The 23,912-nt window shown below is 70.7% G+C and carries 23 protein-coding genes and 1 pseudogene; 8 read left to right on the top strand and 16 right to left on the bottom strand.

Going from position 1 to position 23,912, the window contains the following annotated elements; translation table 11 throughout:
• Positions 1–95: 95 nt before the first annotated feature.
• Positions 96–851 (bottom strand): annotated as a pseudogene (locus IEX22_RS16550) (transposase); the annotation flags it as partial.
• 347 nt (positions 852–1,198) lie between these two features.
• Here IEX22_RS16550 and IEX22_RS10825 point away from each other — a divergent pair.
• Positions 1,199–2,155: a spermidine synthase gene (locus IEX22_RS10825; RefSeq protein WP_188668417.1), complete on the top strand. Its 957-nt coding sequence runs from the start codon at positions 1,199–1,201 to the stop codon at positions 2,153–2,155.
• Between the two features lie 7 nt (positions 2,156–2,162).
• Here IEX22_RS10825 and IEX22_RS10820 read toward each other — a convergent pair whose 3' ends face one another.
• The 4 genes from IEX22_RS10820 to IEX22_RS10805 all read right to left on the bottom strand — a co-directional run bounded on the left by IEX22_RS10820 (position 2,163) and on the right by IEX22_RS10805 (position 5,362).
• Entirely contained in the window at positions 2,163–2,753 is a 591-nt protein-coding gene (locus IEX22_RS10820) for a YdeI/OmpD-associated family protein (protein ID WP_188668416.1), read from the bottom strand.
• A gap of 118 nt (positions 2,754–2,871) precedes the next feature.
• The gene (locus IEX22_RS10815; RefSeq protein WP_188668415.1) at positions 2,872–3,630 is read right to left on the bottom strand and encodes a class F sortase; all 759 of its coding nucleotides are present in this window, start codon (positions 3,628–3,630) and stop codon (positions 2,872–2,874) included.
• Between the two features lie 21 nt (positions 3,631–3,651).
• Positions 3,652–4,449: a hypothetical protein gene (locus IEX22_RS10810; RefSeq protein ID WP_188668414.1), complete on the bottom strand. Its 798-nt coding sequence runs from the start codon at positions 4,447–4,449 to the stop codon at positions 3,652–3,654.
• Positions 4,450–4,699: 250 nt separating this feature from the next.
• A complete protein-coding gene (locus IEX22_RS10805) occupies positions 4,700–5,362 on the bottom strand; it encodes a hypothetical protein (protein ID WP_188668413.1) in 663 nt (220 codons plus the stop codon).
• Positions 5,363–5,529: 167 nt separating this feature from the next.
• Here IEX22_RS10805 and IEX22_RS10800 point away from each other — a divergent pair, with 167 nt between their 5' ends.
• Positions 5,530–6,906, top strand: a complete 1,377-nt coding sequence (locus IEX22_RS10800; RefSeq protein ID WP_188668412.1) for an NAD-dependent succinate-semialdehyde dehydrogenase — start codon at positions 5,530–5,532, stop codon at positions 6,904–6,906.
• A gap of 94 nt (positions 6,907–7,000) precedes the next feature.
• Here IEX22_RS10800 and IEX22_RS10795 read toward each other — a convergent pair whose 3' ends face one another.
• Together IEX22_RS10795 and IEX22_RS10790 are read right to left on the bottom strand one after the other, a co-directional pair.
• Positions 7,001–7,597, bottom strand: a complete 597-nt coding sequence (locus tag IEX22_RS10795) for a hypothetical protein (RefSeq protein ID WP_188668411.1) — start codon at positions 7,595–7,597, stop codon at positions 7,001–7,003.
• Between the two features lie 38 nt (positions 7,598–7,635).
• Entirely contained in the window at positions 7,636–7,923 is a 288-nt protein-coding gene (locus IEX22_RS10790) for an acylphosphatase (RefSeq protein WP_188668410.1), read from the bottom strand.
• A 270-nt stretch (positions 7,924–8,193) separates the two neighbouring features.
• Between IEX22_RS10790 and IEX22_RS10785 the strand changes: the two genes are divergently transcribed.
• Positions 8,194–9,063 (top strand): serine protein kinase RIO, encoded by an 870-nt coding sequence (locus IEX22_RS10785; protein ID WP_188668409.1) that lies wholly within the window; start codon positions 8,194–8,196, stop codon positions 9,061–9,063.
• 183 nt (positions 9,064–9,246) lie between these two features.
• Here the strand turns inward: IEX22_RS10785 and IEX22_RS10780 are convergent, their stop codons facing one another.
• From IEX22_RS10780 to IEX22_RS10760, 5 genes are all read right to left on the bottom strand, one after another.
• Positions 9,247–9,813 carry a type 1 glutamine amidotransferase domain-containing protein gene (locus tag IEX22_RS10780; protein ID WP_188668408.1) on the bottom strand — a complete coding sequence of 189 codons (567 nt, stop codon included), beginning with the start codon at positions 9,811–9,813 and terminating at the stop codon, positions 9,247–9,249.
• 148 nt (positions 9,814–9,961) lie between these two features.
• Positions 9,962–10,801 carry a carbohydrate ABC transporter permease gene (locus IEX22_RS10775; protein ID WP_188668407.1) on the bottom strand — a complete coding sequence of 280 codons (840 nt, stop codon included), beginning with the start codon at positions 10,799–10,801 and terminating at the stop codon, positions 9,962–9,964.
• Entirely contained in the window at positions 10,794–11,768 is a 975-nt protein-coding gene (locus IEX22_RS10770; RefSeq protein ID WP_229659955.1) for a carbohydrate ABC transporter permease, read from the bottom strand. The genes IEX22_RS10775 and IEX22_RS10770 overlap by 8 nt, the downstream gene beginning before the upstream one ends.
• A 107-nt stretch (positions 11,769–11,875) precedes the next feature.
• The gene (locus tag IEX22_RS10765; RefSeq protein WP_229659954.1) at positions 11,876–13,210 is read right to left on the bottom strand and encodes an ABC transporter substrate-binding protein; all 1,335 of its coding nucleotides are present in this window, start codon (positions 13,208–13,210) and stop codon (positions 11,876–11,878) included.
• 282 nt (positions 13,211–13,492) lie between these two features.
• Entirely contained in the window at positions 13,493–14,683 is a 1,191-nt protein-coding gene (locus tag IEX22_RS10760) for an ROK family transcriptional regulator (protein ID WP_229659953.1), read from the bottom strand.
• 265 nt (positions 14,684–14,948) lie between these two features.
• Here IEX22_RS10760 and IEX22_RS10755 point away from each other — a divergent pair, with 265 nt between their 5' ends.
• The 4 genes from IEX22_RS10755 to IEX22_RS10740 are packed head-to-tail and all read left to right on the top strand — an operon-like array spanning position 14,949 to position 19,064.
• Positions 14,949–15,704 (top strand): sugar phosphate isomerase/epimerase family protein, encoded by a 756-nt coding sequence (locus IEX22_RS10755; RefSeq protein ID WP_188668403.1) that lies wholly within the window; start codon positions 14,949–14,951, stop codon positions 15,702–15,704.
• Entirely contained in the window at positions 15,701–16,849 is a 1,149-nt protein-coding gene (locus IEX22_RS10750) for a Gfo/Idh/MocA family protein (protein ID WP_188668402.1), read from the top strand. The genes IEX22_RS10755 and IEX22_RS10750 overlap by 4 nt, the downstream gene beginning before the upstream one ends.
• A gap of 2 nt (positions 16,850–16,851) precedes the next feature.
• Positions 16,852–18,009, top strand: coding sequence for a Gfo/Idh/MocA family protein (locus IEX22_RS10745; protein WP_188668401.1), 1,158 nt, complete (start codon positions 16,852–16,854; stop codon positions 18,007–18,009).
• Between the two features lie 53 nt (positions 18,010–18,062).
• Positions 18,063–19,064 (top strand): sugar phosphate isomerase/epimerase family protein, encoded by a 1,002-nt coding sequence (locus IEX22_RS10740; protein WP_188668400.1) that lies wholly within the window; start codon positions 18,063–18,065, stop codon positions 19,062–19,064.
• Between the two features lie 187 nt (positions 19,065–19,251).
• Here IEX22_RS10740 and IEX22_RS10735 read toward each other — a convergent pair whose 3' ends face one another.
• The 4 genes from IEX22_RS10735 to IEX22_RS10720 all read right to left on the bottom strand — a co-directional run bounded on the left by IEX22_RS10735 (position 19,252) and on the right by IEX22_RS10720 (position 22,368).
• Complete coding sequence (locus IEX22_RS10735; protein WP_188668399.1) at positions 19,252–20,109, bottom strand: aldo/keto reductase; 858 nt, start codon at positions 20,107–20,109, stop codon at positions 19,252–19,254.
• Positions 20,106–20,540: a cupin domain-containing protein gene (locus tag IEX22_RS10730; protein WP_188668398.1), complete on the bottom strand. Its 435-nt coding sequence runs from the start codon at positions 20,538–20,540 to the stop codon at positions 20,106–20,108. The genes IEX22_RS10735 and IEX22_RS10730 overlap by 4 nt, the downstream gene beginning before the upstream one ends.
• A gap of 131 nt (positions 20,541–20,671) precedes the next feature.
• Positions 20,672–21,463, bottom strand: a complete 792-nt coding sequence (locus IEX22_RS10725) for an SDR family oxidoreductase (RefSeq protein WP_188668397.1) — start codon at positions 21,461–21,463, stop codon at positions 20,672–20,674.
• Positions 21,460–22,368 (bottom strand): helix-turn-helix transcriptional regulator, encoded by a 909-nt coding sequence (locus tag IEX22_RS10720; RefSeq protein WP_188668396.1) that lies wholly within the window; start codon positions 22,366–22,368, stop codon positions 21,460–21,462. Before IEX22_RS10720 ends, IEX22_RS10725 begins: the two co-directional genes overlap by 4 nt.
• A gap of 101 nt (positions 22,369–22,469) precedes the next feature.
• Here IEX22_RS10720 and IEX22_RS10715 point away from each other — a divergent pair, with 101 nt between their 5' ends.
• Complete coding sequence (locus tag IEX22_RS10715) at positions 22,470–23,912, top strand: MFS transporter (RefSeq protein ID WP_188668395.1); 1,443 nt, start codon at positions 22,470–22,472, stop codon at positions 23,910–23,912.

Genomic DNA, 23,912 nt, shown 5'->3' with positions numbered 1-23,912 from the left:
CCCGTTCCCGCAACTCCTGCGGATACTTCCTCGGTGCCGGCATGATCATCATCCTCTCGGGGAATCAGACCCTCCACCAGACCCGGGGCGGTTCAGACCTCGTCCCGGTCCGCCAGCCGGTGACCGGCCAACCAGGTGCGCTTCGAGCGGGCGGGCAGCTTCGAGACCGGTTTGCGGGTGGTCCGGCCCGACCGGATCGCGCCTTCGACGCTTAGCTCGTGCCGCAGGCCCCCGGCACCTTGGACGTAGAGGGCCTGGTAGATGGTCTCGTGACTGATCTGCATGCCCTCATCGTCGGGGAAGAGCCGACGCAGTCGCACGCTGATCTGCTGCGGGGAGATCTTTTCGTTGAGCAGGTCGATCACCAGTTGCCGCAGCAGCGGCAACGTATCGAGCTTGAAGGCTTTGGGCCGGGCCTTGGCCTGGTCGGCCCAGAACTGCGCCAACGCGGCACTGTAATACGTTTCGTCGTTGCCCCACCGGTCGTCCTGGGCGACCAGACTGTAGCGGGCGAGCTCGCGGAAGACGGTGGAACGATGCACCTCCAGACCCGCGGCGATCCGATCCGGAGAATCCCCCTGCGCGATGCCCACCTCGATCCGAACCCGATCCGAAGGTTGCAGCCGCTTCCCGTTGCCCGAGGCAGCGCCCAAACCCTTCGCCGGCGGCGGCAGCACCACCGAGAACGGCCTGTCGTCACGAGGTCTTCCGCTACGCAGCATGACGCCAGCCTGCCGCAACCACTTCGACAAGATCGTGCGGCTGATCCCCGCGGCCGCCGCCGCCGTCTCCGTCGACGTTCCCGCCAACACGTCCTTGATAACCCGTGCACGAAACGAAGCAGGCAACATCAGCAACTCCCTCTTCAGGAGTCGCACTCACCACCTGAAACGGCCCGACGCCCGCGACATCATCCGCCCACTCGGTGGCCGCCCTACGCCGAGTGGACGGTAGATGCGACCATCAGCGACGCCCGCGACATCGTCCGCCCACTCGGTGGCCGCCCTACGCCGAGTGGACGGATATGGCAGCTATTCGTGCGGCCGATTCAGGTGATGAGTGCGTCAATCGCCCACTCGGCGAACCCAGCCGCACCCTCCCTCGCCGAGTGTGCGGAAGACGCAGCCATCCGCACCGCATGAGCGCATCACCCGCACTCTCGGCGAGGGAGAGCCGCCGTCGTGCCACACTGAGCGCCATGGCCGCCGCGAACAACCCGTCGATCCGCCTGCCCCTCTCCGGAGCGGTGGCGACCATCGAGCCGGACGGCTGGGGCGGCGAGGGGCACGTGCTGTTCATCGACGGCGCAGAGCAGTCACACGTCGACCTGACCGACCAGACGCGGATCGTCTACGAGTACCTGTACCGGATCAGCAACGTCGTCGACACGTTGCCGACCGGCCCCGTCCGAGCCATCCACCTGGGCGCGGGGGCGATGACCCTCCCCCGCTACATCGCGGTCACCCGGCCGGGCTCACCGCAGGTCGTCGTGGACATCGAGTGGGGGCTGCTCTCGTTCGTCGAGGAACATCTGCCGCTGCCGGAGGGCACCGACCTGCAGCGCATCGGGGACGATGCGAGGGTCGGCGTCGGGTTCGCGGCACATCTGCTGGGCGGCGCGGCCGACCTCGTCGTCCTCGACGTCTTCGCCGGCGCCGACGCCCCGGAGCACCTGACGACCACCGGCTTCTACCGCGAGGTCGCGAACGCGCTCGACGACGACGGCGTCCTGGCCGTCAACGTGGGCGACGACCCGCCGCTGACCTTCTTCCGATCCCAGGCCTCCGCCCTGCTGGAGGTGTTCGACCACGTCGTGGCCCTGGCCGAGGCGCCCCTGTTCTCCGGGGAGCACCCGGGCAACCTCGTGCTCGTCGCGTCGCGTCGACCGTTGACGCGGGAGTGGCTCGACGCCCGCGTGGCGGAGGGCCCGCATCCGGCGGCAGGCCTGGACCGGGACGAGCTCGCCGCGTTCGCGGCGGGCGTGCCGGCACCCGAGGACGACCCCGAGCGGCGGTGGCTGGAGGCGAACGCGGAGCGGCGGCGTCGCCTCCGTCGGCTGACGCACGGGCTCGATCCGGACCTGCCGGCCCCGGACCTCGATGAGGAGGACCCCGGCCCACCACCGGAGGAGCCTGAGGTCCCGGGCACGCGATGAGAGCGGGTCAGTAGATCGTCTCGCCCCGGGCGAGCATGGCCACGAACTCCTCGATCCGGCGCGCCCGCGTCTCCGCCCGCTTGACGTTCTGGATGCGGAAGTAGAGGGCGTACCGGTTCTGACTCGACAGGGTCGCGTAGAACGCCGCCGCCTCCGGGTTGGCGGCGAGCGCGGCGACGAAGTCCGGGTGCGGGGCGGCGTCCTTCGGCCCGGCGTAGGCGGCCTCCCAGCGCCCGTCGGCGCGAGCCCGCTCCACCTCGGCCAGACCGCGCGGCGCCATGGTCACGGCGGCGATCATCGCCTCGACCGCCGTGCGGTTGCGGACCGACCACATGCTGCGCGGGCGCCGCGGGGTGAACCGCTGCAGGTAGCAGGCCTCGTCCAGGCTCCGGGCCTGACCGTCGATCCACCCGTGCTGCAGCGCCACCTCCAGGGCCTCGGCGTAGGTGACGGTGCGGGCGTCGGGGTCGCGCTTGACGGTGTCCTTCTTGGCGAACACCAGCCAGACGCCGCCGTCGTCGTCCTGGTACTCGGTCAACCACGCCCGCCACGCCGCCTGATCGGCGAAGCGCAGGCGCGGAGCGTCGGTCGCGGCCATGGCGGTGCTCCTCGAGCCCGGGCCGGGGCGAGCCGGCGTCGATGGGGACCCGCGGCGTCGCACCCCGGGCGGACACCACTGTGCACCGGCCGGCACGCACCGGGCAACCCACGGCGGGTCAGCGGCGGCTGCCGATCAGGTGGGCGTAGACGATGGTGTTCTCCTCGAATCGGTCGCTGGACGCCTCGTAGTCGCCGCAGGTGATCAACCGGATCTCGGAACGAGCGGTGTTCCCGTAGACCTCGAGGGTCGGGAACTCGTCCTTCCGCACGGTCCGCAGCCTGTCGACCTGGAACACGGCCACCCGCCCGTCGGCCCGTGTCACCGTGAACTGCCGGCCCGGCGTCATCTCGTGCAGACGGAAGAACACGCCCTCCGGGATGGTGGTCGTGTTGACGTGCCCGAGGATGACGGCCGGGCCCTGCGCGCCCGGCGTCGGCGAGTACCGGTACCAGCCGGCGGGTGAGCCGGCCTCGCCCGGGGGAACGGCGGCGCTGCCGTCGTCCTGCCGGCCCAGATCGATCAGGTCGGTCGCGACGCCGATCGCCGGGATGTCCAGGCGGGTGGGCCGGGACGCCGGCAACACCGGGCCGGAGGCCTTCAGCGCGCGGCGCTGGGCAGCGACGGACGGGGACGAGGTGGTCGGCTTCGCGCTCGAGGTGGGTGTTGCAGTCGCCGTCGGCTTCGCGGACGGCGACGATGCCGGAGCGTGGGTGCCGGTAGTGGCGGTCGCGGTGCTCCCACCCGCGTCGGCGGCGGGCTCCGTGGCGGCCGGTGCGCCGCACCCCGCGAGGACCCCGCTCGCCAGGCCGAGGGTGAGCACGGCGGCCGCCGCGGACCGGGCGACCGATCCGCGGCGGCTGCGTGTGTCACTCATGATGGTCGTGACCGTCCGACGTCAGTCCTGCGCCTTGCGGGCGGCGCGGCGACGGTTCAGGCCGACCGCGGCGGCTCCGGCCACGAGCACTCCGCCGGCAGAGGCGAGGATCCCCGGGGTGGCGTCCGTCGTGGTCGTCCGGGCGGCCGGCGTCACACCGGTCTCCGGGGCACCGTTCGGCATCGCGCCCATCTGCGAGACGGACAGCTCACCGCACAGCGCGGGCGAGGTCGCGGCGAGCGGCAACGACGGGACGATGTCGCTCTTGGCGGCCTTCGCGGCCGGCGACAGGGTCGCCGGGTCCAGACCGTGGACCACGATCGAGGCGGTGCCGGCCTTGAGCGCGCTGACGGTCTCCGCGCTCAGGGTGAAGGTCCGCTTGTAGTCGATCGTCGCCCCGCCCGGGGCGAGCTTCAGATCGGTGGCCGTGGCCGGGGAGGTGTCCCCACTGGTGGTCAGGGTCTGGGCGATCTTGCCGTAGTGCGGGGCGCCCTCGGTGACGCTGACGACGCCGTCGCCGTTGGTGTCCGCCGATGCGTCCGGGCACATGCCCATGGCGCCGATGTGGATGTGCTGCACGTGCGGGTACGCCGCACCGTTGAACGACGCCGGCAGCCCGGTCACGTTCTCGGTGACGGTCGCTTCGGTGCCGTGCACCGAGACCCACACGCTGCCGCTCGCGCTGCTGCCGTTGAGGGCCTTGAGCTGCGTCTGGTAGACGGTGGTGTCGGCGTCGTGCGCCTGCGCCGGGGCTGCCGCCAGGGCCAGGGCCCCCAGGGCGAGTGCCGGAGCCGCGAGGAGTGCGGAGGTGCGCTTCATGATGGTGCTCCCTTGCGTGGCGGCGTCGGCTCATGTCGGCGCCTGGTGATCCAGCTGACATCGAGGTATTCGGAGCGCCCTGCCGGTCGGATTGGCCCGATGCCCGGAGATACGGCCGTGACCTGCGACGACGTAGCGCATCAGGGCACGACGACGAGGCGGTCGCCGACGTCGACCGTGCCGTCCGGCCCCGGCGGAGCCGTCGTCGGCCCCGACCGTGTCAGGAGCGAACGCGTCAGGAGCGAACGCGTCAGAAGGAGTCGTGCCGCCAGCAGGCGATGACGACGCTCGCGAGGGCGTAGGCGTCCTCGGCCCGCCGGCCGGCCGGACGGTCCGTGAGCTGACGGGCGTCGACCGTCAGCGTCATGCCGTCGTTGAGGAAGAGCACGACGCCGTCGTCGGTGCCGGCCCCGGGCAGGCCGAAGTTGGTCAGCCCCTCGATCGTGGTGATGCCGGGGTACCGCGAGCGCTGCTGATCGAACCAGGCCCGCTCGGCGCCCTTCGCCGGCTGCTTGACGCTGATCACCAGCGCACCGCCCGCCGCCGGGTAGCGGCACGTGTACAGCCCGTCCACCCAGGTGGCGGAGCGGCCGGCGACGGCGTCCCTGCCGGCGAGTGTGGTGATCCGGTCCAGGACTTCCCGGTCGGAGCAGATCATGCTGATCTTCGCCGGCGCCTGCCCGGCCGCGCCGGGTCCCGGCCCCGGCGCGGAGGTTGACGGGGCGGCCGTCGGGAGCGCGTTGGCGGACGTGGTCGACGGCGATCCGGCCGGCGCGGCGGCCGTGCCGGGCGCCGCGCACCCCGCGAGCGCGACCACGGTGGCGCCGATCAGCACGGCGCCGGTCAACCCGGTACGGCGAGGAACGGGGCGACGGGGAACGGGGCGACGAGCGGAGCGGGGGCGGGGCGTCACGGTCGGGCTCCTGTCGGCGGGCGGGCAACGAGCGAGGTCTACCGACTGTTCGCCGCCGAGCCCCCGGCCGGATGGGGTGGGACCGCGGGCACGACGCCGGCGCGGGCCCGGCGTCGTCGTGCACCTGCACCATGCGGACCGCCGGCCGCGGTGTCTAGGGTGAGGGGATGACTTCCTACACCACCGTGAACCCGGCCACCGGCGAGACCCTGAAGGAGTTCGACGAGCTGACCGCCGAGGGGGTGGCGGACGTGCTGGACCGTTCGCACCGCGCCTTCCTGTCCTGGCGGGACACCCCGGTCGAGGAGCGCAGCCGCGTGCTCGCCCGCGTCGCCGAGCTCTACGCCGAGCGCCGGCAGGAGCTGGCCGAGCTGACCACCCTGGAGATGGGCAAGCCCGTGCGCCAGAGCGGCTACGAGATGGACATCTGCAAGGACATCTTCGCGTACTACGCCGACAAGGGCCCCTCGTTCCTGGCGGACGAGGAGCTCGACGTCGCGCAGGGTGGCCGTGCCGTGGTCCGCAAGGAGGCGATCGGCTCGCTGATCGGCATCATGCCGTGGAACTTCCCCCACTACCAGGTGGCTCGCTTCGCCGCCCCGAACCTGATGCTCGGCAACACGATCATCCTCAAGCACGCGCCGAACTGCCCGCAGAACGCCCTGGCCATGGAGCAGCTGTTCCGCGACGCCGGGCTGCCCGCCGACGCGTACATCAACGTGTTCGCCACCAACGACCAGATCGCCGACATGATCGCCGACCCGCGGGTTCAGGGCGTCTCCCTGACCGGTTCCGAGCGGGCCGGTTCGGCGGTCGCGGAGGTCGCCGGCCGCAACCTCAAGAAGGTCGTCCTCGAGCTCGGCGGCTCCGACCCCTTCATCGTCCTGGACGCCCCGGACCTCGACGCCACCGTCAAGCAGGCCACGGGCGCCCGGCTGGTCAACGGCGGGCAGGCGTGCAACGCGGCCAAGCGGTTCATCGTCCTGGAGGACGTCTACGACGACTTCGTCGAGAAGCTCTCCGCCTCGCTCGGCGCGGTGACCCCGGGCGACCCGACCAACCCGAAGACGTTCGTCGGGCCCCTGTCCTCCGTCTCCGCGGTGGACACGCTGATGGAGCAGATCGACGACGCCGTCGCCAAGGGCGCCACCGTCCGGGCCGGCGGCAAGCGGATCGACGGCGCCGGCGCCTGGGTGCAGCCGACCGTGCTGACCGACGTCACGCCGCAGATGCGCGCCTACACCGAGGAACTGTTCGGCCCGGCGGCCGTCGTCTACAAGGTGGCGTCCGTGGACGAAGCCGTCGACCTGGCGAACACGTCGCCCTACGGGCTCTCCGGTTCCGTGTGGAGCGGCGACGCGGACAAGGCGGCCGAGGTGGCCGACCGGCTCGACGTCGGCATGGCGTTCGTCAACGAGCACGGCACCACCGCGGCGGACCTGCCGTTCGGCGGCGTCAAGCGCTCCGGTGTCGGCCGGGAGCTGGCGCAGTACGGCATGGACGAGTTCGTGAACAAGAAGCTGGTGCGGGTCACCCGCCGCTGACGGCACCGCCGATCACCACCGCCGCCCCGGGTTGGCCGCCGTCCTCGGTGGCCGGCCCGGGGCGTCGTGCGTCCGGGGCTGCGCTCGCTCCGCCTCAGGCCCCGCGGGCGCGCCGTTCGGCCTGCGCGAAGGCCTGTTCGAGCCGGATCACCGCGTCGGTGTACCGGGACTCGTCGGCGGTGTCCCGGGCGTCGTTGGCCCGGCGCATCGCTCGGACCACTGCCGCCGCGGCGGGGTGCCGGACGTCGGTCATCTGGGGGTAGTCGATCTGCAGCGCCGGGTCGGTCTCGTAGGCGAGCCACCGTTCGACGACCGCGTCGTGCCGGGACCGCAGCACCGCCATCCGGGTCTCGGCCGCCTCCACGGCGCGCTGCCGGACGCGCTGGCGGGTGGTGCGCAGCAGGTGGACGCCGGCGAGGAGGATGGCGACGAAGGCCGCGACCGCGAGCAGGATGCCCGCCCGGCCGACGATGGCCGCCCCGAGCGCGGCGACGGCGATGACGCCCGCGATGCCGGCGAAGCCGGTCCAGAACGCGGCGTCGGGCTCGATGACGTCGAGCTCTGCGGACCGGCCGTCCGCCCGGGCCCGGTCACCGCCCTTGAGCAGGGAGGCGGAGCTGTACGTGGCGATCCCGGCGATCAGCAGCACCCCGACCACCACGACCAGCAGGGTGACGACCATCGGTCCCATCCGGGTTCCCTCTCTCGATGCGGCGCGGTGGCGCCGGCTCAGCTGACGGTGAAGCCGGTGAACTGCCCGGTGGCGTCGGAGAACTCGCTGCGCACGTCCTCGACGGTTCCGGGCGTCCGCCCGGACCTGAGCCGGGCGAGCAGATCCTCGCAGTCGTCGCGGACACCCTCGACGACGACGCGCACCGTGCCGTCGGCCCGGTTGCTGGCCGATCCGGTCAGCCGCAGGCCGTTCGCCTGGTCCATGGCCCAGTACCGGAAACCGACCCCCTGGACCATGCCGCTGACCACGGCCGTGAGGCGGGTCGAGTCGCTGTCGACGCCCATGCGCCCAGCGTAGTCACCGCACCCGTCCCGCGGCAGGGTGCCCGCGGGGAGCGCGGTCCTCCGGTCCACCCCACCGGGGGCACCCTTGTCGACGGGGACCCGCCGGTGGGAGACTGACGACGGCCCGCCGAGGACGCGGGCCCGCCGGGGTCCGTTCGCGTGATCCCGGCACCGGATTCGCAGGAGAGGAGGACGTGATGACCCGCATCGACCGTAGCCGCAGCACCGGCCCGCAGCACTCCCGTCCCTTCCTTCCCTGGAGTCCCCCTCATGCTCTGGTCCTCTGACCCGCATCCTCCCGCTGCCGATCTGCAGCATTTCTCCGGACTGACCCTGTCCTTCGACACCCCGGACCTCGGGCCCGGCCAGCGGTGGTCCACCTTCCACGACGTCGAACGCGGCTGCCGCGGCCCCGACCCGCGCCCCGACTGGCTGGTCGAGGACGACGCCGCCATCGACACCGAGCTCGGCGTGCTCAAGACCGGCAAAGAGGCCGACGTCTTCCTGCTGGAACGCGCGACGCCCGAGGCGGCCTGCCTGCTGGCCGCCAAACGGTACCGGTCCTCCGAGCACCGTCAGTTCCACCGCAGCACCGCCTACACCGAGGGCCGGAGCACGCGCCGGTCCCGCGACGCCCGTGCCCTGGAGACCGGGTCGACGTTCGGCCGGTCGGTCGCGGCCGCCCAGTGGGCCGGCGCCGAGTGGGCGGCCCTGCGCCTGCTGTACGCCGAGGGCATGCCCGTGCCCTACCCCGTCCAGCTCGACGGGACCGAGCTGCTGCTCGAGTTCATCCCCGACCCCGCCGACCCGGCCGGCATCACCGCGGCGCCCCGGCTGCAGCAGGCGCCCGCCGAGGACCCGGACCTGCTCTGGGACTGGTGGCACCAGACACGCGACGTGCTGCTGGCGTTCGCTCGGTTGAGCCTGGCCCACGGTGACCTCTCGCCGTACAACGTGCTCGTGGCCGGGCGCCGGCTCGTCGTCATCGACGTGCCGCAGATCGTCGACACCGTCTCCAACCCGCGGGGACCCGAGCTGCTCGCCCGGGACTGCCGGACGATGGCGCGCTGGTTCGCCGGCCACGGGCTGCCGGTCGACCCGGAGGACCTGGCCTCCGACGTGCTCGCCGCGCTGCCCTGACGTTCGCGACAGACATCGGCGCCGGCGCCGCTCGGCTCGGCCGCCGAGTGTGCCGAAGCCGCACTCCGCCGGCGCGAATGACGACGTCATCCGCACCCTCGACGCGAGAGGGGCGCCCGGCCCCGGACGCGCGACAGGGGCGGTGCCGTCCGGCGCCGCCCCCGTCGTTCGTCCGCGGAAAGGTCAGGCGTGCTGACCCTCGTGCTGGCCCTCGGCGGCCTCCTCGACGATCTTGGCGCTGAACGCGTCCAGGTCGTCCGGGTTGCGACTGGTGGTCAGGCCCTGGTCGACGACCACGGTCTCGTCCACCCAGGTGGCCCCGGCGTTGCGCAGGTCGGTCTGCAGCGAGGGGTACGACGTCAGCTTCCGCCCGTCGACGACGCCGGCCTCGACCAGCAGCCACGGGCCGTGGCAGATCGCCGCGACCGGCTTCTTCGCGTCGAAGAAGGCCTTCGCGAACGCGACGGCGTCCTTCTCCATCCGCAGGTGGTCCGCGTTGACGACGCCGCCGGGGATCACCAGCGAGGCGTAGTCCTCGGGCTTCGCGTCGGCGAGCGTGACGTCGACGTCGAAGGTGTCACCCTCCTCGGTGTCGCCGTTCATGCCCTGGACCGTGTCGTCCTTCGGGGAGATCAGCACCGGGGTGCCGCCGGCGTCCTTGACCGCCTGCCAGGGGTGGGTCAGTTCGACCTGCTCCACTCCGTCGGTGAGGAGGAATGCGATCTTCTTGCCATCGAGCGTCTGTGCCATGTCGTGGTCCTTCCGTCGATCTGCGGTGTCCGGCGCGCCGCGGGTCGGATCTCCGTCTCCGCACGCTCCTTTCGTCAGCCTACTGAGGACCTGCGGGACCGGCCAGCGTTGTTCTCTCCTCGCGAAGCCTGGGCGCGCCGGTCCGTCCCTACTTGACGGCGCCGGCGGTCAGCCCGGCCACGAAGCTGCGCTGCAGGAGCAGGAAGCCGACGACGACGGGGATGGAGACGACCAGCGACGCGGCCATGATCTGGTTCCAGTAGACGTTGGTCTGCGTCGAGTAGAGCTGCAGGCCGACGGCGAGCGTGCGGTTGGCGTCCGTCGTCATCACCGACGCGAACAGCACCTCGCCCCACGACGTCATGAAGCTGTAGATCGCCACGGCCACCAGACCGGGCCGGGCCGCCGGCAGCACGACGGTCAGCAACGCCTTGATCGGTCCGCACCCGTCCACCAGCGCCGCCTCGTCCAGGTCCCGCGGGATGCCGTCGAAGTAGCCGGCGAGCATCCAGATGGAGAACGGCAACGAGAAGGTCAGATACGTGATGATCAGGCCGCCGCGGGTGCCGACGAGCTGGATGCCGGTGAGCGTGTTGACATTGACGAAGATGAGGAACAGCGGCAGCAGGAAGAGCACGCCGGGGAACATCTGGGTGGACAGCACCGTCGTCGAGAACACCGTCCGGCCGCGGAACCGGTAGCGGGAGACCGCGTAGGCGGCGAAGATCGCGATGATGACGCTGAGGATCGTGGCGATGCCGGCGACGATCACGCTGTTGAGGAAGTAGCCGGCCAGGGGCACGGTCTTCCACATGTCGACGAACGGGGCGAACGTGATCGAGGACGGCCACCAGGTGAACTCGCCCTGCACGTCGGAGAGCGGCTTCAGCGCCGAGGTGATCATGACGTAGACCGGCACGACCGTGAAGACGGTCAGCACGGCGATGACGACGATCCGGAAGACCCGGGCACCCGTGGTCTCACGCATTCTTCGACCTCCGGTTCAGCACCAGCAGGTAGAGGCCGGTGACCACGAGCAGGAACAGCAACAGCAGCACGGACATGGCCGCCCCGGAGCCGAAGTTCCAGGTGAGGAACGAGGCGTTGTAGATGTGGAACGAGATCAGGTCGCCGGCCGGCGGCTGGGCGTTGCCGAACAGGACGAACGGGGTGTTGAAGTCGTTGAACGTCCACAGGAACATGACGAGCACGAGGACCATGTTGACCGGCCGCAGCATCGGCAGGGTGATGGAGCCCCACTGCCGGAACGGCTTCGCCCCGTCGACGGCGGACGCCTCGTACACGTCGTCGGGAATGGACTGCAGGCCGGCCATCAGCATGAGGAACGCGAAGGGCCACAGCCGCCAGACGGCGACCACGACGATCGCGACGAACGCGTTGTCGCCGATCAGCCAGAACGGCTTGTCCCCGCCGAGGCCGAGGTTGTCGTAGAGGAAGTGGTTCACGGCGCCGGTGTCCTTCTGCAGCATGAACTTCCAGGCGATGATGCCGGCATACATGGGCAGGGCGTAGGGGACGAGGAACAGCGTGCGGAAGAGCGCGCGGCCGCGAAACGGTCGCTGCAGCGCGACGGCGGCGGCCATGCCGAGCACCCAGGCGATGCCGACCACGAGGACGGTGAAGGCGACGGTGATGCCGAAGGAGCGCAGGAGACCGGCGCCGACGGCGCCGTTGAAGTCGAGGGCCACACCGTAGTTCTGGCCGCCGACGAACGGTGCCCGGCCCCAGTTGGCGATGAAGGCCTTGGTCAGGCGGAGCAGGCTCATCCAGATGCCGGTGACCATGGGGATCACGTGGATGACGAGTTCGAAGAGCACGGCCGGTGCGAGCAGCGCGTACGGCAGCCACCAGCCGGAGCGGCGGCGGCGCCCCGTGGGGGTCGCGGGCGGGGTGGCGGGACGGGGGGTGTTGGGGCGGAGCGCGGTCGCGGACACGCGGGCTCCCTTCTGGATCGGACGGTCCGTCGAGGAACGGGCTCGACGGAGCGGGGGTGGAGAGGCGGGCGGGCGGGCCCGGGATGCCCCGAGCCCGCCCTCATCCGTCATCCGGCCGCGGACACCTGCTGCTGGGCGGTCTCCATGGCGCTCTTGATGTCGTCCGTGCTCACCGTGCCGCCCGAGGCGATCTTGGCGAACATGTCGTTCATGGCCTTGCCGACCGTGCTCTCGAACTGGTCCTCCGCGGCCACCAGCGGCAGCGGCTTGGACTTGTTCTCGTAGATGTCGGCGAAGGTCTTCGCCTCCTCGGCGTTGTCGGTGAAGTTCGGCGTCGCACCCTTGAGCACGGGCAGCGCCGTGAACTGCTTGTCCAGGGCGGACTGCGTCTCCTCGCTGGTCATGAACTTCACGAACTGCAGCGCCGCGTCCTTGTTCTTCGTGTTCTTGAAGATGGACAGGTTGATGCCGGCGACGTGGCTGGCCGTCTTGGTGGTGCTGTCCGCGGGCGCCGGGAACGGGATGACGCCGTACTCGGACGACTTCATGCCGTTGGCCTGGATGCTGTTGTCGGCGTTGTTCTGGTTGATGATCATCGCGACCTTCTTGGTCGCGAAGTCGTTGACCGCCTTGACACCGTTGTCGTACTGCGCGTTCGAGACGTTGACGACCTTGTCGGTCTGCATGAGGTCGAGGTAGCGCTTGATGCCGTTGACGACGCCGTCGGAGGTGAAGGTCGGCTTGCCCTCGCCGTCGAACAGGTCGGCGCCGTTCTGGGCGGCGTTGATGAAGGCGAAGTGCGCGTTCTCCGTGTAGCTGCCGGCCGCCAGGGCGAAGCCGTACTGGTTGCCGGTGGTCAGCTTCTTCGCGGCGGCGACGAGCTCGTCCCAGTTGGTCGGCGCTTCCACCCCGGCCTTCTCGAGCATCGCCTTGTTGTAGTACAGGCCGTAGGCCAGGCCGTACAGCGGGACCGACGTCGGGTCCTGGCCGGGGGCGCCACCGGTGTCGAGCGCCGTCTTGACGAACTTGTCCTTGCCGCCGATGGCGTCCATCGCCGACTGGTCGAAGGGCATGAACGCCTCGGTCGACTGGAGGGAGGCGGCCCAGGTGTTGCCGATGTTGACGACGTCGGGCGCCTGACCGGAGGTGACGGCGGTCTGGATGCGGGTCTGCAGGTCGTTCCAGCCGATGACCTCGAGGTTGACCTTGATCCCGGTCTGCTCGGTGAACTTCTTCAGCTGCGGGGTCAGCACCTCCTTGTCGTTGTCGAGGCTGGTGCCCTGGTTGGACGCCCAGTAGGTGAGGGTGCCGCCGCTGCTCGCGCCGCCACTGCTGCTGCCACCACCACTGGCCGAGGAGTTGCTGCCGCTACCGCCACAGGCCGTGGTGGTCAGAGCGAGCGCGGTGATCACGGCGCTCGCAGCGAGAATTCGGAGTTTCACTGCGGACTTCCTTGTCTGTCGCATGTGTCGGCGTCATCGCGGACGGGGCCAGGAATGTGGCTTGGGCAACAACGTAGACGCACTAACGACGAGCGTCAATCAAAAGTTCGCAGCTTGTTGGTGAATCTCTGACGGGTGCCGGAGGGTGACGGGGGTCACGCCGCCGAACGTCTCATGAGCGTCTCCGGGCACCCCTCGCCAGCTCGTCAATAGATGTTCCATCGAGGACCGAAGGGACCCGGTTAGAACATCTATTGACGAGCTGGCGGGAGGGGAGGCGCGTCAGGCGTCGGCGACGAGGGCGCCGATCCGGTCCGGGGAGAGCACGTGATCGATGATCATCCGGCTGGCGCCGAGCACGCCGGCACGGTCACCGGCCATCGACTGGACGATGCGCAGCCGCGCCGTCGCCAGCGGCAGGGAGCGCTGGTAGACCACCTCGCGCACGCCGGCGAGCAGGTACTCGCCGGCCGCGGAGAGCCCGCCGCCGATCACGATCACCGACGGGTTGAGCAGGTTGACGCAGGTGGCGAGGACCTCGCCGATGTCCCGGCCCGCCTGGCGCACGGCCTGGACGGCCTCGACGCTGCCGTGCCGGACCAGGTCCAGCACGTCCTCGGCGCTCTCGGCCCGCACGCCGGCGGCCTTCAGGGCGGCCGCGACGGCGGGACCCGAGGCCAGGGCCTCCAGGCAGCCGACGTTGCCGCACCGGCACAGGACGCCGTCGCCCCGGGCGAGCCGGACGTGCCCGATGTCGCCGGCAGTGCCGTCCGCGCCGCGCTGCAGCAACCCACGACCGACGATGCCGGCACCGATGCCGGTGGCGACCTTGACGAACAACAGGTTCTCCTCGACCGGCCAGAACCCGGCGCGCTCCCCGAGAGCCATGATGTTGACGTCATTGTCAACAAGGACGTCCAACTCGCCGCCCATCCCGAACGACTCCTGCACCCGGGCCGGCACGTCGAACCCGTCCCAGCCGGGCATGATGGGCGGATTGGCGGGGCGGCCGGTGGAGTGCTCGACGGGGCCGGGCAGCCCGATCCCGATGCCCGCCAGTTCGCGCACGTCCCGACCGGAGCGCTCGAGCAGGTGCTTCGCCTGCTCGACGACCAGGTCGAGGACGGCGGCGGGGCCCACCGACACCGCGATCGCGGCGCGCGACTCGTCCAGGACCCGTCCGCCCAGGTCGGTGAGGGCGATCAGCACGTGGGTCGCGCCCACGTCGACCGCGAGCACGACGCGCGACGAGGCGGAGAAGGCGAACCGCGACGGGGGCCGGCCGCCGGAGGAGACGGCCTCGCCCGCCGGCCCGATCAGCCCGCAGGCCATCAGCGCGTCGATGCGCGTGGCGATGGTGGAGCGCGCCAGTCCGGTGATCTCGGCGAGTTCGGCGCGGGTGCGGGCATGCCCGTCCCGCAGCACCTGGAACAGCTCGCCCGCGCGAAGCGCGCTGCTGGCGGGGGCCGGCACGACGGCGGGGGTGGCCGGAGGGACGATCGACGGAACGGTGACGCCCCGGGGCGCCGGCGGCGTCGTGCTTGCTACAGGCGGCGACGGCATCCCCCAGTGATAGCACGCCGTACTTCTGCCTGTCACATGATCCAGCGCGTCGGCGTCACGACAACTTTTGCTTGACCACTGTCAGAAGCTGCCCTAGGTTCGGTATCGAGCGTGGCATCGAGCACGCTCAGCCGGGTCGCGACCCCCCGCACCCGCTCATCGCCAGGAGGCTTCCGTGCGCTACGCCCTGCAGTTGTACACCGTCCGCGAGGCCATGTCGGCCGACCTGGCGGGCACCGTCGCCCGCGTGGCGCAGATCGGTTACACCGCCGTCGAGCCCTACAACTTCGTCGCCACCGTGGACGAACTCGAGGCGGCCCTGCGCGAGAACGGCCTGACCGCCCCGTCCGGGCATGCCCCGCTGCTCAGCGCGGACCAGGAGGAGATCTTCGCCGCCGCGAAGCAGCTGGGCATCGAGACCGTGATCGATCCCCACGTGGACCGCTCCCGCTGGCAGAACGCCGAGGACATCGCCGCCACGGCGCAGGCGCTCAACGCCGCCGCCGCGGCCGGGGCGAAGCACGGCATCCGGGTCGGCTATCACAACCACGAGTTCGAGTTGCAGTCCCGCATCGACAGCCGGTCTGGCCTGGAAGTCCTCGCGGACCACCTCGACGACGCCGTCGTGCTCGAGGTCGACACCTACTGGGCCGCCGTGGGCGGGGAGGACCCCGTCGAGCTGCTGCGCCGGCTCGGCGACCGCGTCCGCTTCGTCCACATCAAGGACGGTCCCCTGACCACCGAGGACAAGGACCAGGTCGCCGTCGGCAGCGGGAAGATGCCGATCCGCGACGTGCTGGCCGCCGGTACGTCCATCGAGACCGCCGTCGTCGAACTCGACGACTTCACCGGTGACATCTTCACCGCCGTGGCCGACAGCCTGGCGTTCCTGAACTCCGACGAGGCGACCACGAAGGGTGCCACCCGATGAGCGAGCAGACCACCCCCGGCACCGGCACCGGACAGCGCACCGGACAGCATTCCGGGCCCGTCGGTGTCGCCATCATCGGCGCCGGCGTCATCAGCAAGGAGTACCTGGGCAACCTCACCCGGTTCCCGGACGTGCGGGTGCTCATGGTCGCCGACCTGTTCCCCGAGGTCGCCGCCGCGCGCGCCGCGGAGTTCGGGATCCCGGCGTCCGGCTCCGTCGAGGACGCCCTCGCGCACCCCGACGTCGAGATCGTGATCAACCTGACGATCCCGGCCGCGCACGTCGAGGTGGCCACGGCCGCCGTCCAGGCCGGCAAGCACGTGTGGAGCGAGAAGCCGTTCTCCCTGGACCGGGAGAGCGGGCTCGGCCTGCTCAAGGCCGCCGACGCGGCGGGCGTGCGGCTCGGCTGCGCCCCGGACACGTTCCTCGGCGCCGGCCTGCAGACCGCGCTGCGTACGGTGGCCCGCGGCGACATCGGCACCCCGCTGACCGCGCTGACGCTCATGCAGTCCCCCGGCCCGGAGTCGTGGCATCCGAACCCGGCGTTCCTGTTCCAGGCCGGCGCCGGCCCGCTGTTCGACATCGGGCCCTACTACCTCACCACCCTGGTGCAGACGTTCGGTCCGATCGCGAAGGTCGGGGCGTTCGGCTCGCAGTCGCGCGCCTCCCGCGTGATCGGCTCGGGCCCGAAGGCCGGCGAGGCCTTCGACGTGACCGTCCCGACCCACGTCAGCGCCATCGCCCAGTTCGAGGGCGGCGAGTCCTCGCAGAGCATCTTCTCCTTCGACTCGCCGAAGCAGAATGTCGGCGTCGTCGAGATCACCGGCACCGAGGCGACGATCGCGTTCCCGGACCCGAACATGTTCGACGGCGACATCGTCCTGACCCGCGTCGGCGCCGAGCCGGAGATCATCCCCGCCGTAGGATCCACGGCCTCGCGCGGCACCGGCGTGCTGGAGATGGCGCGCGCCATCCGGGCCGGCGTCCCGCACCGGGCGCAGGGCGAGGCGGCGTACCACGTGCTGGACGCGATGGTCTCGATCGCCGAGTCCATCGAGACCGGGTCCTTCATCTCGCTGGAGAGCACCGCCGTCGCCGCCGAGCCGCTGCCGGAGGACTTCGACCCGACCGAGAAGACGCTCTGACCATGTCCGGCAACCGTTCCCGCCTGGATTCTGCCCCGTTGGGGGTCGCCACCATCGGCTACGCCTTCATGGGCAAGGCCCATTCGCAGGCGTGGCGCAACGTGGCCAGCTACTTCGACGTGCCGGCGTTCGAACGGAAGGTGCTGGTCGGCCGGGACGCCGACGCCGTCGCCGAGGCGGCCGCCCGGTACGGCTGGGCGGAGTCCGCGACCGACTGGCGCACCCTGCTGACCCGGGACGACATCGACATCGTCGACATCTGCACCCCCGGGTGGCTGCACGCCGAGATGGCGATCGCCTTCCTCGAGGCGGGCAAGCACGTGCTGGTCGAGAAGCCGCTGGCCAACTCGATGACGGAGTCCGCCGCGATGGTCGCCGCGGCGGAGGCGGCGGCTGCGCGCGGCGTCCGGTCGATGGTCGGCTTCAACTACCGACGGGTGCCGGCGCTCGCGCTGGCCCGGGACCTGATCGCCGAGGGCCGGGTGGGTACGGTGCGCCAGGTGCGGGTCAGCTACCTGCAGGACTGGCTGGCCGACGAGACGGCCCCGATGACCTGGCGGCTCCGCAAGGAGACCGCCGGCTCGGGGGCGCTCGGTGACATCGCGTCCCACGCCGTCGACCAGGTGCAGTTCCTGCTCGGGGACACCGTCACCGACGTCTCCGGACGGCTGCACACGTTCGTCCCGACCCGGAACGGGCCCGACGGCCCGGAGTCGGTCACCGTCGACGACGCCGCGTGGGCGACCCTGAGCCTGGCCGGCGGCGCCGTCGCCAGCGTCGAGGTCTCCCGCGTGGCGCTCGGCCGGAAGAACGCGCTGACCATCGAGGTGTACGGCAGCGAGGGCAGCCTCGCGTTCGACCTGGAGCGGCTCAACGAGCTGATGGTCCTCGACGGCACCGTGCCCGTCGAGCGGCAGGGCTTCTCCCGCGTGCTCGTCACCGAGCCCGGCCACCCGTACTTGGACGCCTGGTGGCCGCAGGGCCACACCATCGGGTGGGAGCACACGTTCACCCACCAGATCCGGGACTTCCTCGTCGCCATCGACACCGGCGTCGCGCCCAGCCCCTCGTTCGCCGAGGGCCTGGCCGTCCAGCGCGTGCTCGCCGCGGTGCAGGAGTCGGCGGCGGCGAAGAGTTCCATCGTCACCGTCGGAAGCTGAGTTCCACCCGCTCCCCCGTCCACCACCCCGTCCCGTCGTCGCAGGAGGCACCGATGCCCCGCCCGTACACCCTGTTCACCGGCCAGTGGGCCGACCTGCCCTTCGAGGAGGTGGCCCGGTTGGCCGCGTCGTGGGGCTACGACGGCCTGGAGATCGCCGTCTCCGGGGACCACCTGGACGCGTGGCGCTGGGACGAGCCCGGCTACGTCGAGTCGAAGCTGGCCGTCCTGGAGAAGCACGGCCTGAAGGTGTGGGCGATCTCCAATCACCTCAAGGGCCAGGCGGTGTGCGACGACCCCATCGACTTCCGGCACCAGGCGATCGTCGGGCCGCGAGTGTGGGGCGACGGCGACCCCGAGGGCGTGCGGCAGCGCGCCGCGGAGGAGCTCCAGCACACCGCCCGGCTGGCGAAGGCGCTCGGCGTGAAAACCGTCGTCGGGTTCACCGGCTCGTCGATCTGGCCGTACGTGGCCATGTTCCCGCCCGTCCCCGACTCGGTGATCGACGCCGGGTACCAGGACTTCGCCGACCGCTGGAATCCGATCCTCGACGTGTTCGACGAGTGCGGCGTCCGGTTCGCGCACGAGGTGCACCCGTCCGAGATCGCGTACGACTACTGGACGACGGTGCGCACGTTGGAGGCGATCGGGCACCGGGAAGCGTTCGGACTGAACTGGGATCCGAGCCACTTCATGTGGCAGGGCATCGACCCGGTCAGCTTCATCTGGGACTTCAAGGACCGGATCTACCACGTGGACTGCAAGGACACGAAGCTGCGTATGACCGGCCGCAACACCGTGATGGGCTCGCACCTGCCGTGGGGCGACCCGCGCCGTGGCTGGGACTTCGTCTCCGCCGGCCGGGGCGACGTGCCCTGGGAGTCCGCGTTCCGCGCACTGACGGCGATCGGCTACGACGGCCCGATCTCGATCGAGTGGGAGGACGCCGGCATGGACCGGCTCGAGGGCGCCCCCGAGGCGCTCGCCACGCTGAGGAAGTACGACTTCAGCCCGTCGGCCCAGTCGTTCGACGCCGCGTTCAGCAACCAGAGCTGAGAGCCGGGCGGGCGTGCTCTGGGGGCGCGCCCGCTCGGCTCTCGATACGCGCTGTTTGGACCGTGCGGCGCATTCCATGCCGGCTGGCCCAAGGCCTGGGCCATCTCCTCGGCGGCGACCCCGTTGTTCCTGGCGCGCTCCCTGTGTCCCTGCCCGCCGTCACCTTCTCAGCCATGGGTCTGTCCTCTTACCTGCCGCTGTACACCGGGAACGCGCTGTGCTCGCCGTAGTCGCGCTCGTGGAGGTTCCGCAACGCGTCCATGTCCTGCGCTGAGATCTCGAAATCGACCTGCGCGTTGGCGCGCAGGTGGTCGGGGTTCGCGGTCTTCGGCAGGGAGACGGTGCCCAGCTGAAGCGTGTAGCGGATGCAGAGCTGCGGCACGCTCACCCGGTACTTCTCGGCGATCGCCCGGACCGCGGCGTTGTTCAGGATTTCCCCGTGCGCGATGGGCGAGTAGGCCTCGACCAGGATCCCGTTGTCATGGCAGTACGCGAGCAGGTCACTGGGCGTGTTGCCGGCGTGGACGAGGATCTGGTTCACCTGCGGGCTCACCGTGCCGTGCGCCCGGATGTTCTCCAGGTCCTCCTGCAGGAAGTTGGACACCCCGATCGAGCGGATCTTCCCGGCTCGGTGGGCCTCCTCGAGTGCCCGCCAGGCCTGCCGATTGCCCTCGGAGTAGTCACCGCCGCGGAAGTCGTCCCACGGCTGCGGGGCGTGAATGAGCATGAGATCGATGTAATCGATGTCGAGCTTTGCCAGGGACGCGTCGATCGCGGCCGTGGCCTCGTCGTAGTCCTTGATCTCGGCGGCCAGCTTCGTGGACACGAAAAGCTCTGCACGGGGAACACTGCTGGTCCGCACGCCTTCACCGACGCCGGCCTCGTTACCGTATGCCTGGGCCGTGTCGATGTTGCGGTAGCCGATCTGCACCGCCTCGCGTACCGTCTGAGCGGCTTCGTCGTCGTCGATGAACCACGTGCCCAGCCCCAGCTTCGGGATGGTGATGTCGTTCGAGAGGGTGTAGGTCTCGTTCAGGATGCTCATGCGTTCTCTCCGTTCTTCGGCAGCTGGCCGTACACCTCGTCGGTGACCGGCTCGAGCCACTCGTTGCTCACGTCTCCACCCGGAGTGACGAAGGCCAGGTGGGAGAACCACGTGTCGGCCGTCGCGCCGTGCCAGTGCTTCGTGCCGGACGGGACGCGGACCGCCGAGCCCGGGACCAGGCTGACGGGGTCTTCGCCTTCGGCCTGGTACCAGCCGCTTCCCGCGGTGCACAGCAGGATCTGGTCGCCGCCACCATCGGTGCCGTGGTGGATGTGCCAGTTGTTGCGGCATCCCGGCTCGAAGGTGACATTGCTGACCGGCACACTCCCGTCGGTCAGCGGGGCGAGGTAACTCTGCCCGATGAAGTTCTCCGCGAAGGCATCGTTGGTCTGCCCGAGCGGGAACATCTGGTCGAATTTGCTGTCACTCACGTGATCTCTCCTCGGTCGTCTTGGTTTTCAGATCGTGGGGCAGGGCCGATGACGACGACGTTGCTCATCTGATTGCTCCCCTTCGGGTTGGTCCAGGCTCGCGACGGGCCAGTCGCGGTCCCACCCCTTCGTCAGCGGGCCACTGCCGGTCCCGCGCTGCCGGCGGCGATGGCCGCAAGGTCCTGCCGGAATCGTTCGGGTTCGCGCTCGGGTGGCAGGTTGACGCTGTCCTCGACGGCGTCGAGTGCTCCGGTTGGATCCGGGATCAGTGACGCGAAGACGGGGGAGAGGTCGGTTTGCTCCTCGCCTCTGTCCGCGACGAGTTCGAAGGTCTTGCGATCGGCGGACGCCGTGCTGAGGCTGTCGATGAGGACGCGGGCGATCTGGTCGCGGGCGACGACGCCGTCGGCGGGGCCGCCGGACTGGCGGCGGTCGCCCTGGAGCATGACGAGGGTCCGCTGGTCAGCGTCGTTGTCGTCGAACCAGCCGGGTCGGACGATGGTGTACGGGTTACCGCTGGCGCGGACCAGCCGTTCGCTGCGCAGTTTCCATTCCGCGTAGGCAAGGCCGGGCCGGGTCACCCCGATGGCGGTCATCAGGGCGATTCTGGCGCGGTTGGGACCGAGCGCCTTGAGAGTATTCGCCACGCCGGCGTAGTCGGTGTCCCGGACGTCACGCTCGTTGGTGGTGCCGTGGGTGAAGACGACGGCGTCGATGCCCTCGACCGCGGGATCGAGGGTGTCGGGTTGGGTCAGGTCGCCGACCACGAGTTCGACGGAGTCGGGCAGCAACCGGGCGGCGCGGTTGCGGTCGCGGACGAGGGCGCGGACCGCATGGCCCTGCCGTAGCGCTTCGGACACGGCGGGTCGGCCGATGCTGCCGGTCGCGCCCAGAATCAACACGGTGGTGGTGTGGTCGGTCATCGTTCGCTCACGTCGTCTTCTCGGTCAGCGGCCTGACTGTCGGGGTCCCGTTCCGTTGCTCGTTGGGTCGCCACCCAGCTGGCGAGGACCTTCAGCGCGTCCTCGGACGGCGTGCCGGGATCAGCGGTGTAGACGTTGATGCGCAGTCCGGGGTCGGCGGGCAGTTCGAGCGCTTCGAAGCTGAGGTCGAGGTCGCCGACGATCGGGTGGTGCAGGCGTTTGCGCCCGGTGCGGTGATACTTCACGTCGTGGCGGGCCCACCGGGTCCGGAATTCCTCGCTACGGGTGGACAGCTCCCCGATCAGATCGGTGAGGTCCTTGTCGTAGGGGTTCTTCCCGGCCGCGGAGCGCAGGATGGCCACGATGTCGTCGGCGGCGCGTTCCCAGTCGGCGTAGAACGCCCGTGCCCGTGGATTGAGGAAGGTGAACCGGCAGTTGTTCGGGGGTGCACCGCCGTCGGCCATCAGGTCCAGGTAGAGGGCGCGGCCGAGCTCGTTGGTGGCGAGGACGTCTCCGCGATCGTTGCGCACCCAGGCCGGGGCGGCGGTGATCGCGTCGAGGACCTGCTGCACGTTCGGTCGCACGGTCAGCGGGCTGCGTCGACGTCGGACCCGTGCCGGGGTTGCGGCGGCGTGGGCGAGGTCGAACAGGTGGGCGGTCTCCGCGTCGTCGAGCTTCAGCGCCCGGGCCAGGGACTCGAGGACGCTGTCGGAGGCGCCGGAGAGGTTGCCGCGTTCGAGGCGGATGTAGTAGTCGATGCTCATCCCGGCGAGCATGGCGACCTCCTCACGGCGCAGCCCGGTGACGCGGCGGTTGCCGCCCCAGGCGGGCAGGCCGGCCTCCTCGGGGGTGATCCTGGACCGACGGGAGGTCAGGAACTTCCGTACGTCGTCCGCATTCGTCATGGCCACCACGCTACGGGGGTGCGATCGCGGGAGGGAGGCACTGCCGGTACTCGGAAAAGCCGTGACTCCCGGGGCGGGCGCAGGGACGGTTGGCTGGGAGCATGCGACGCACCACGGCCACGGCCGCTCACCCGGCGGCGATCCTGGCGATCATCCTCGTCAGCTACTTCATGATCCTGCTGGACAACTCGGTGATCTTCACCGCCCTGCCGAGCCTGCAGGCCGACTTGCGGTTGACGGCCGGGGCGCTGTCCTGGGTCCAGGACGCCTACACGCTCGTCTTCGGTGGTCTGCTGCTGCTCGGGGCCCGGGCGGGCGACCTCCTTGGCCGCCGCCGGGTCTTCGTGACCGGCCTGGTGGTGTTCTCCGCCGCGTCGCTGCTGATCGGCCTGTCCCCGGCCGGCTGGTGGGCGATCACCGGCCGGGCGATCCAGGGGATCGGCGCGGCCATCGTCGCGCCGGCGTCGCTGTCGCTGTTGACCGCGAGTTTCCCGGAGGGCCGCGAGCGGACCCGGGCCGTCGCCTGGTACGGAGCGACTGCCGGTATCGGCGCCAGTCTGGGCCTGGTCATCGGCGGGGCGTTGGCCCAGGGGATCTCGTGGCGGGCCGGGTTCTTCGTCAACGTGCCGCTCGGGATCCTCATGATTGTCCTGGCTCCCCGGTTCCTGGCCGAGACCGGCCGGGCCCGGGGACGGTTCGACCTGGTCGGTGCCCTCACCGCGACGCTGGGCATCGGCGCGCTGGTCTTCGGGATCATTCACACGGTCGACGGCGGCTGGGCTTCCCCGATCACGGTCGGATCGGTCGGCGCCGGCGTCGGGCTCCTGGTCGTATTCGTGGGGGTGGAGCGCCGAGCGGCCCAGCCGATCATGCCGTTGCGGTTGTTCGCCAGCCGGCGGCGGGCGGGCGCCTACGTGGCGCGACTGCTCTACCTGGGGGCGATGATCGGGTTCTTCTTCTTCACCACCCAGTTCCTGCAGGAGGTCCTCGGCTTCAGTCCCCTGCAGGCGGGCCTGGGCTTCCTGCCGATGACGGCGATCAACTTCGTCGTCGCCATGAGCATCCCGAGGCTGACTCGCCGACTGCCCGGCTCCGTGCCTCTCCTGGCCGGCATCGTTCTGACCCTGGTCGGTATGGCCTGGCTCTGCCGGGTGGGCGTGGACACGGAGTACTGGACCGGAGTCGCCGCCCCGATGATCCTCATCGGCGCCGGGCAGGGACTGGCGTTCGCCCCCCTGACGTCCTTCGGCCTCGTCGGCGCCCCGGCCGCCGACGCCGGGGCGGCGTCCGGGCTGGTCAACACCTTCCACCAGGTCGGTACCTCTCTCGGCCTGGCGGTCGCGGTCGCCGCCGCCGCGACCGTGCCCGGCTCCGCCGGCACCGCCCCTCACCTGGCCGGGCAGGTCGGTGTGGCCCTCACGACCGGCAGCGTCCTGCTGCTCCTCGCCCTGGTCGTCGTGGCGGCCCTCGTCGCCCCCACCGACCTGGCTCGCCGGGTCGGAAAGAACCCGCCCACGGCCACCAAGGTCGAGGCCGCCGCCTGA

This window comes from Tersicoccus solisilvae (assembly GCF_014643255.1).
Classification (GTDB): domain Bacteria; phylum Actinomycetota; class Actinomycetes; order Actinomycetales; family Micrococcaceae; genus Tersicoccus; species Tersicoccus solisilvae.
The sequence above is the reverse complement of the archived record's forward strand: the minus strand, read 5'-3'. Positions and strand labels throughout refer to the sequence as shown.

What these genes read in the sequence shown, in the direction of transcription:
- IEX22_RS10795 (WP_188668411.1), bottom strand. Translation starts at nt 7,597, where the DNA reads ATGGGACCGATGGTCGTCACCCTGCTGGTCGTGGTGGTCGGGGTGCTG.
- IEX22_RS10780 (WP_188668408.1), bottom strand. Translation starts at nt 9,813, where the DNA reads ATGGCACAGACGCTCGATGGCAAGAAGATCGCATTCCTCCTCACCGAC.
- IEX22_RS10745 (WP_188668401.1), top strand. Translation starts at nt 16,852, where the DNA reads ATGTCCGGCAACCGTTCCCGCCTGGATTCTGCCCCGTTGGGGGTCGCC.
- IEX22_RS10740 (WP_188668400.1), top strand. Translation starts at nt 18,063, where the DNA reads ATGCCCCGCCCGTACACCCTGTTCACCGGCCAGTGGGCCGACCTGCCC.
- IEX22_RS10790 (WP_188668410.1), bottom strand. Translation starts at nt 7,923, where the DNA reads ATGGGCGTCGACAGCGACTCGACCCGCCTCACGGCCGTGGTCAGCGGC.
- IEX22_RS10825 (WP_188668417.1), top strand. Translation starts at nt 1,199, where the DNA reads ATGGCCGCCGCGAACAACCCGTCGATCCGCCTGCCCCTCTCCGGAGCG.
- IEX22_RS10725 (WP_188668397.1), bottom strand. Translation starts at nt 21,463, where the DNA reads ATGACCGACCACACCACCACCGTGTTGATTCTGGGCGCGACCGGCAGC.
- IEX22_RS10785 (WP_188668409.1), top strand. Translation starts at nt 8,194, where the DNA reads ATGCTCTGGTCCTCTGACCCGCATCCTCCCGCTGCCGATCTGCAGCAT.
- IEX22_RS10820 (WP_188668416.1), bottom strand. Translation starts at nt 2,753, where the DNA reads ATGGCCGCGACCGACGCTCCGCGCCTGCGCTTCGCCGATCAGGCGGCG.
- IEX22_RS10815 (WP_188668415.1), bottom strand. Translation starts at nt 3,630, where the DNA reads ATGAGTGACACACGCAGCCGCCGCGGATCGGTCGCCCGGTCCGCGGCG.
- IEX22_RS10715 (WP_188668395.1), top strand. Translation starts at nt 22,470, where the DNA reads ATGCGACGCACCACGGCCACGGCCGCTCACCCGGCGGCGATCCTGGCG.
- IEX22_RS10800 (WP_188668412.1), top strand. Translation starts at nt 5,530, where the DNA reads ATGACTTCCTACACCACCGTGAACCCGGCCACCGGCGAGACCCTGAAG.
- IEX22_RS10775 (WP_188668407.1), bottom strand. Translation starts at nt 10,801, where the DNA reads ATGCGTGAGACCACGGGTGCCCGGGTCTTCCGGATCGTCGTCATCGCC.
- IEX22_RS10810 (WP_188668414.1), bottom strand. Translation starts at nt 4,449, where the DNA reads ATGAAGCGCACCTCCGCACTCCTCGCGGCTCCGGCACTCGCCCTGGGG.
- IEX22_RS10750 (WP_188668402.1), top strand. Translation starts at nt 15,701, where the DNA reads ATGAGCGAGCAGACCACCCCCGGCACCGGCACCGGACAGCGCACCGGA.
- IEX22_RS10720 (WP_188668396.1), bottom strand. Translation starts at nt 22,368, where the DNA reads ATGACGAATGCGGACGACGTACGGAAGTTCCTGACCTCCCGTCGGTCC.
- IEX22_RS10735 (WP_188668399.1), bottom strand. Translation starts at nt 20,109, where the DNA reads ATGAGCATCCTGAACGAGACCTACACCCTCTCGAACGACATCACCATC.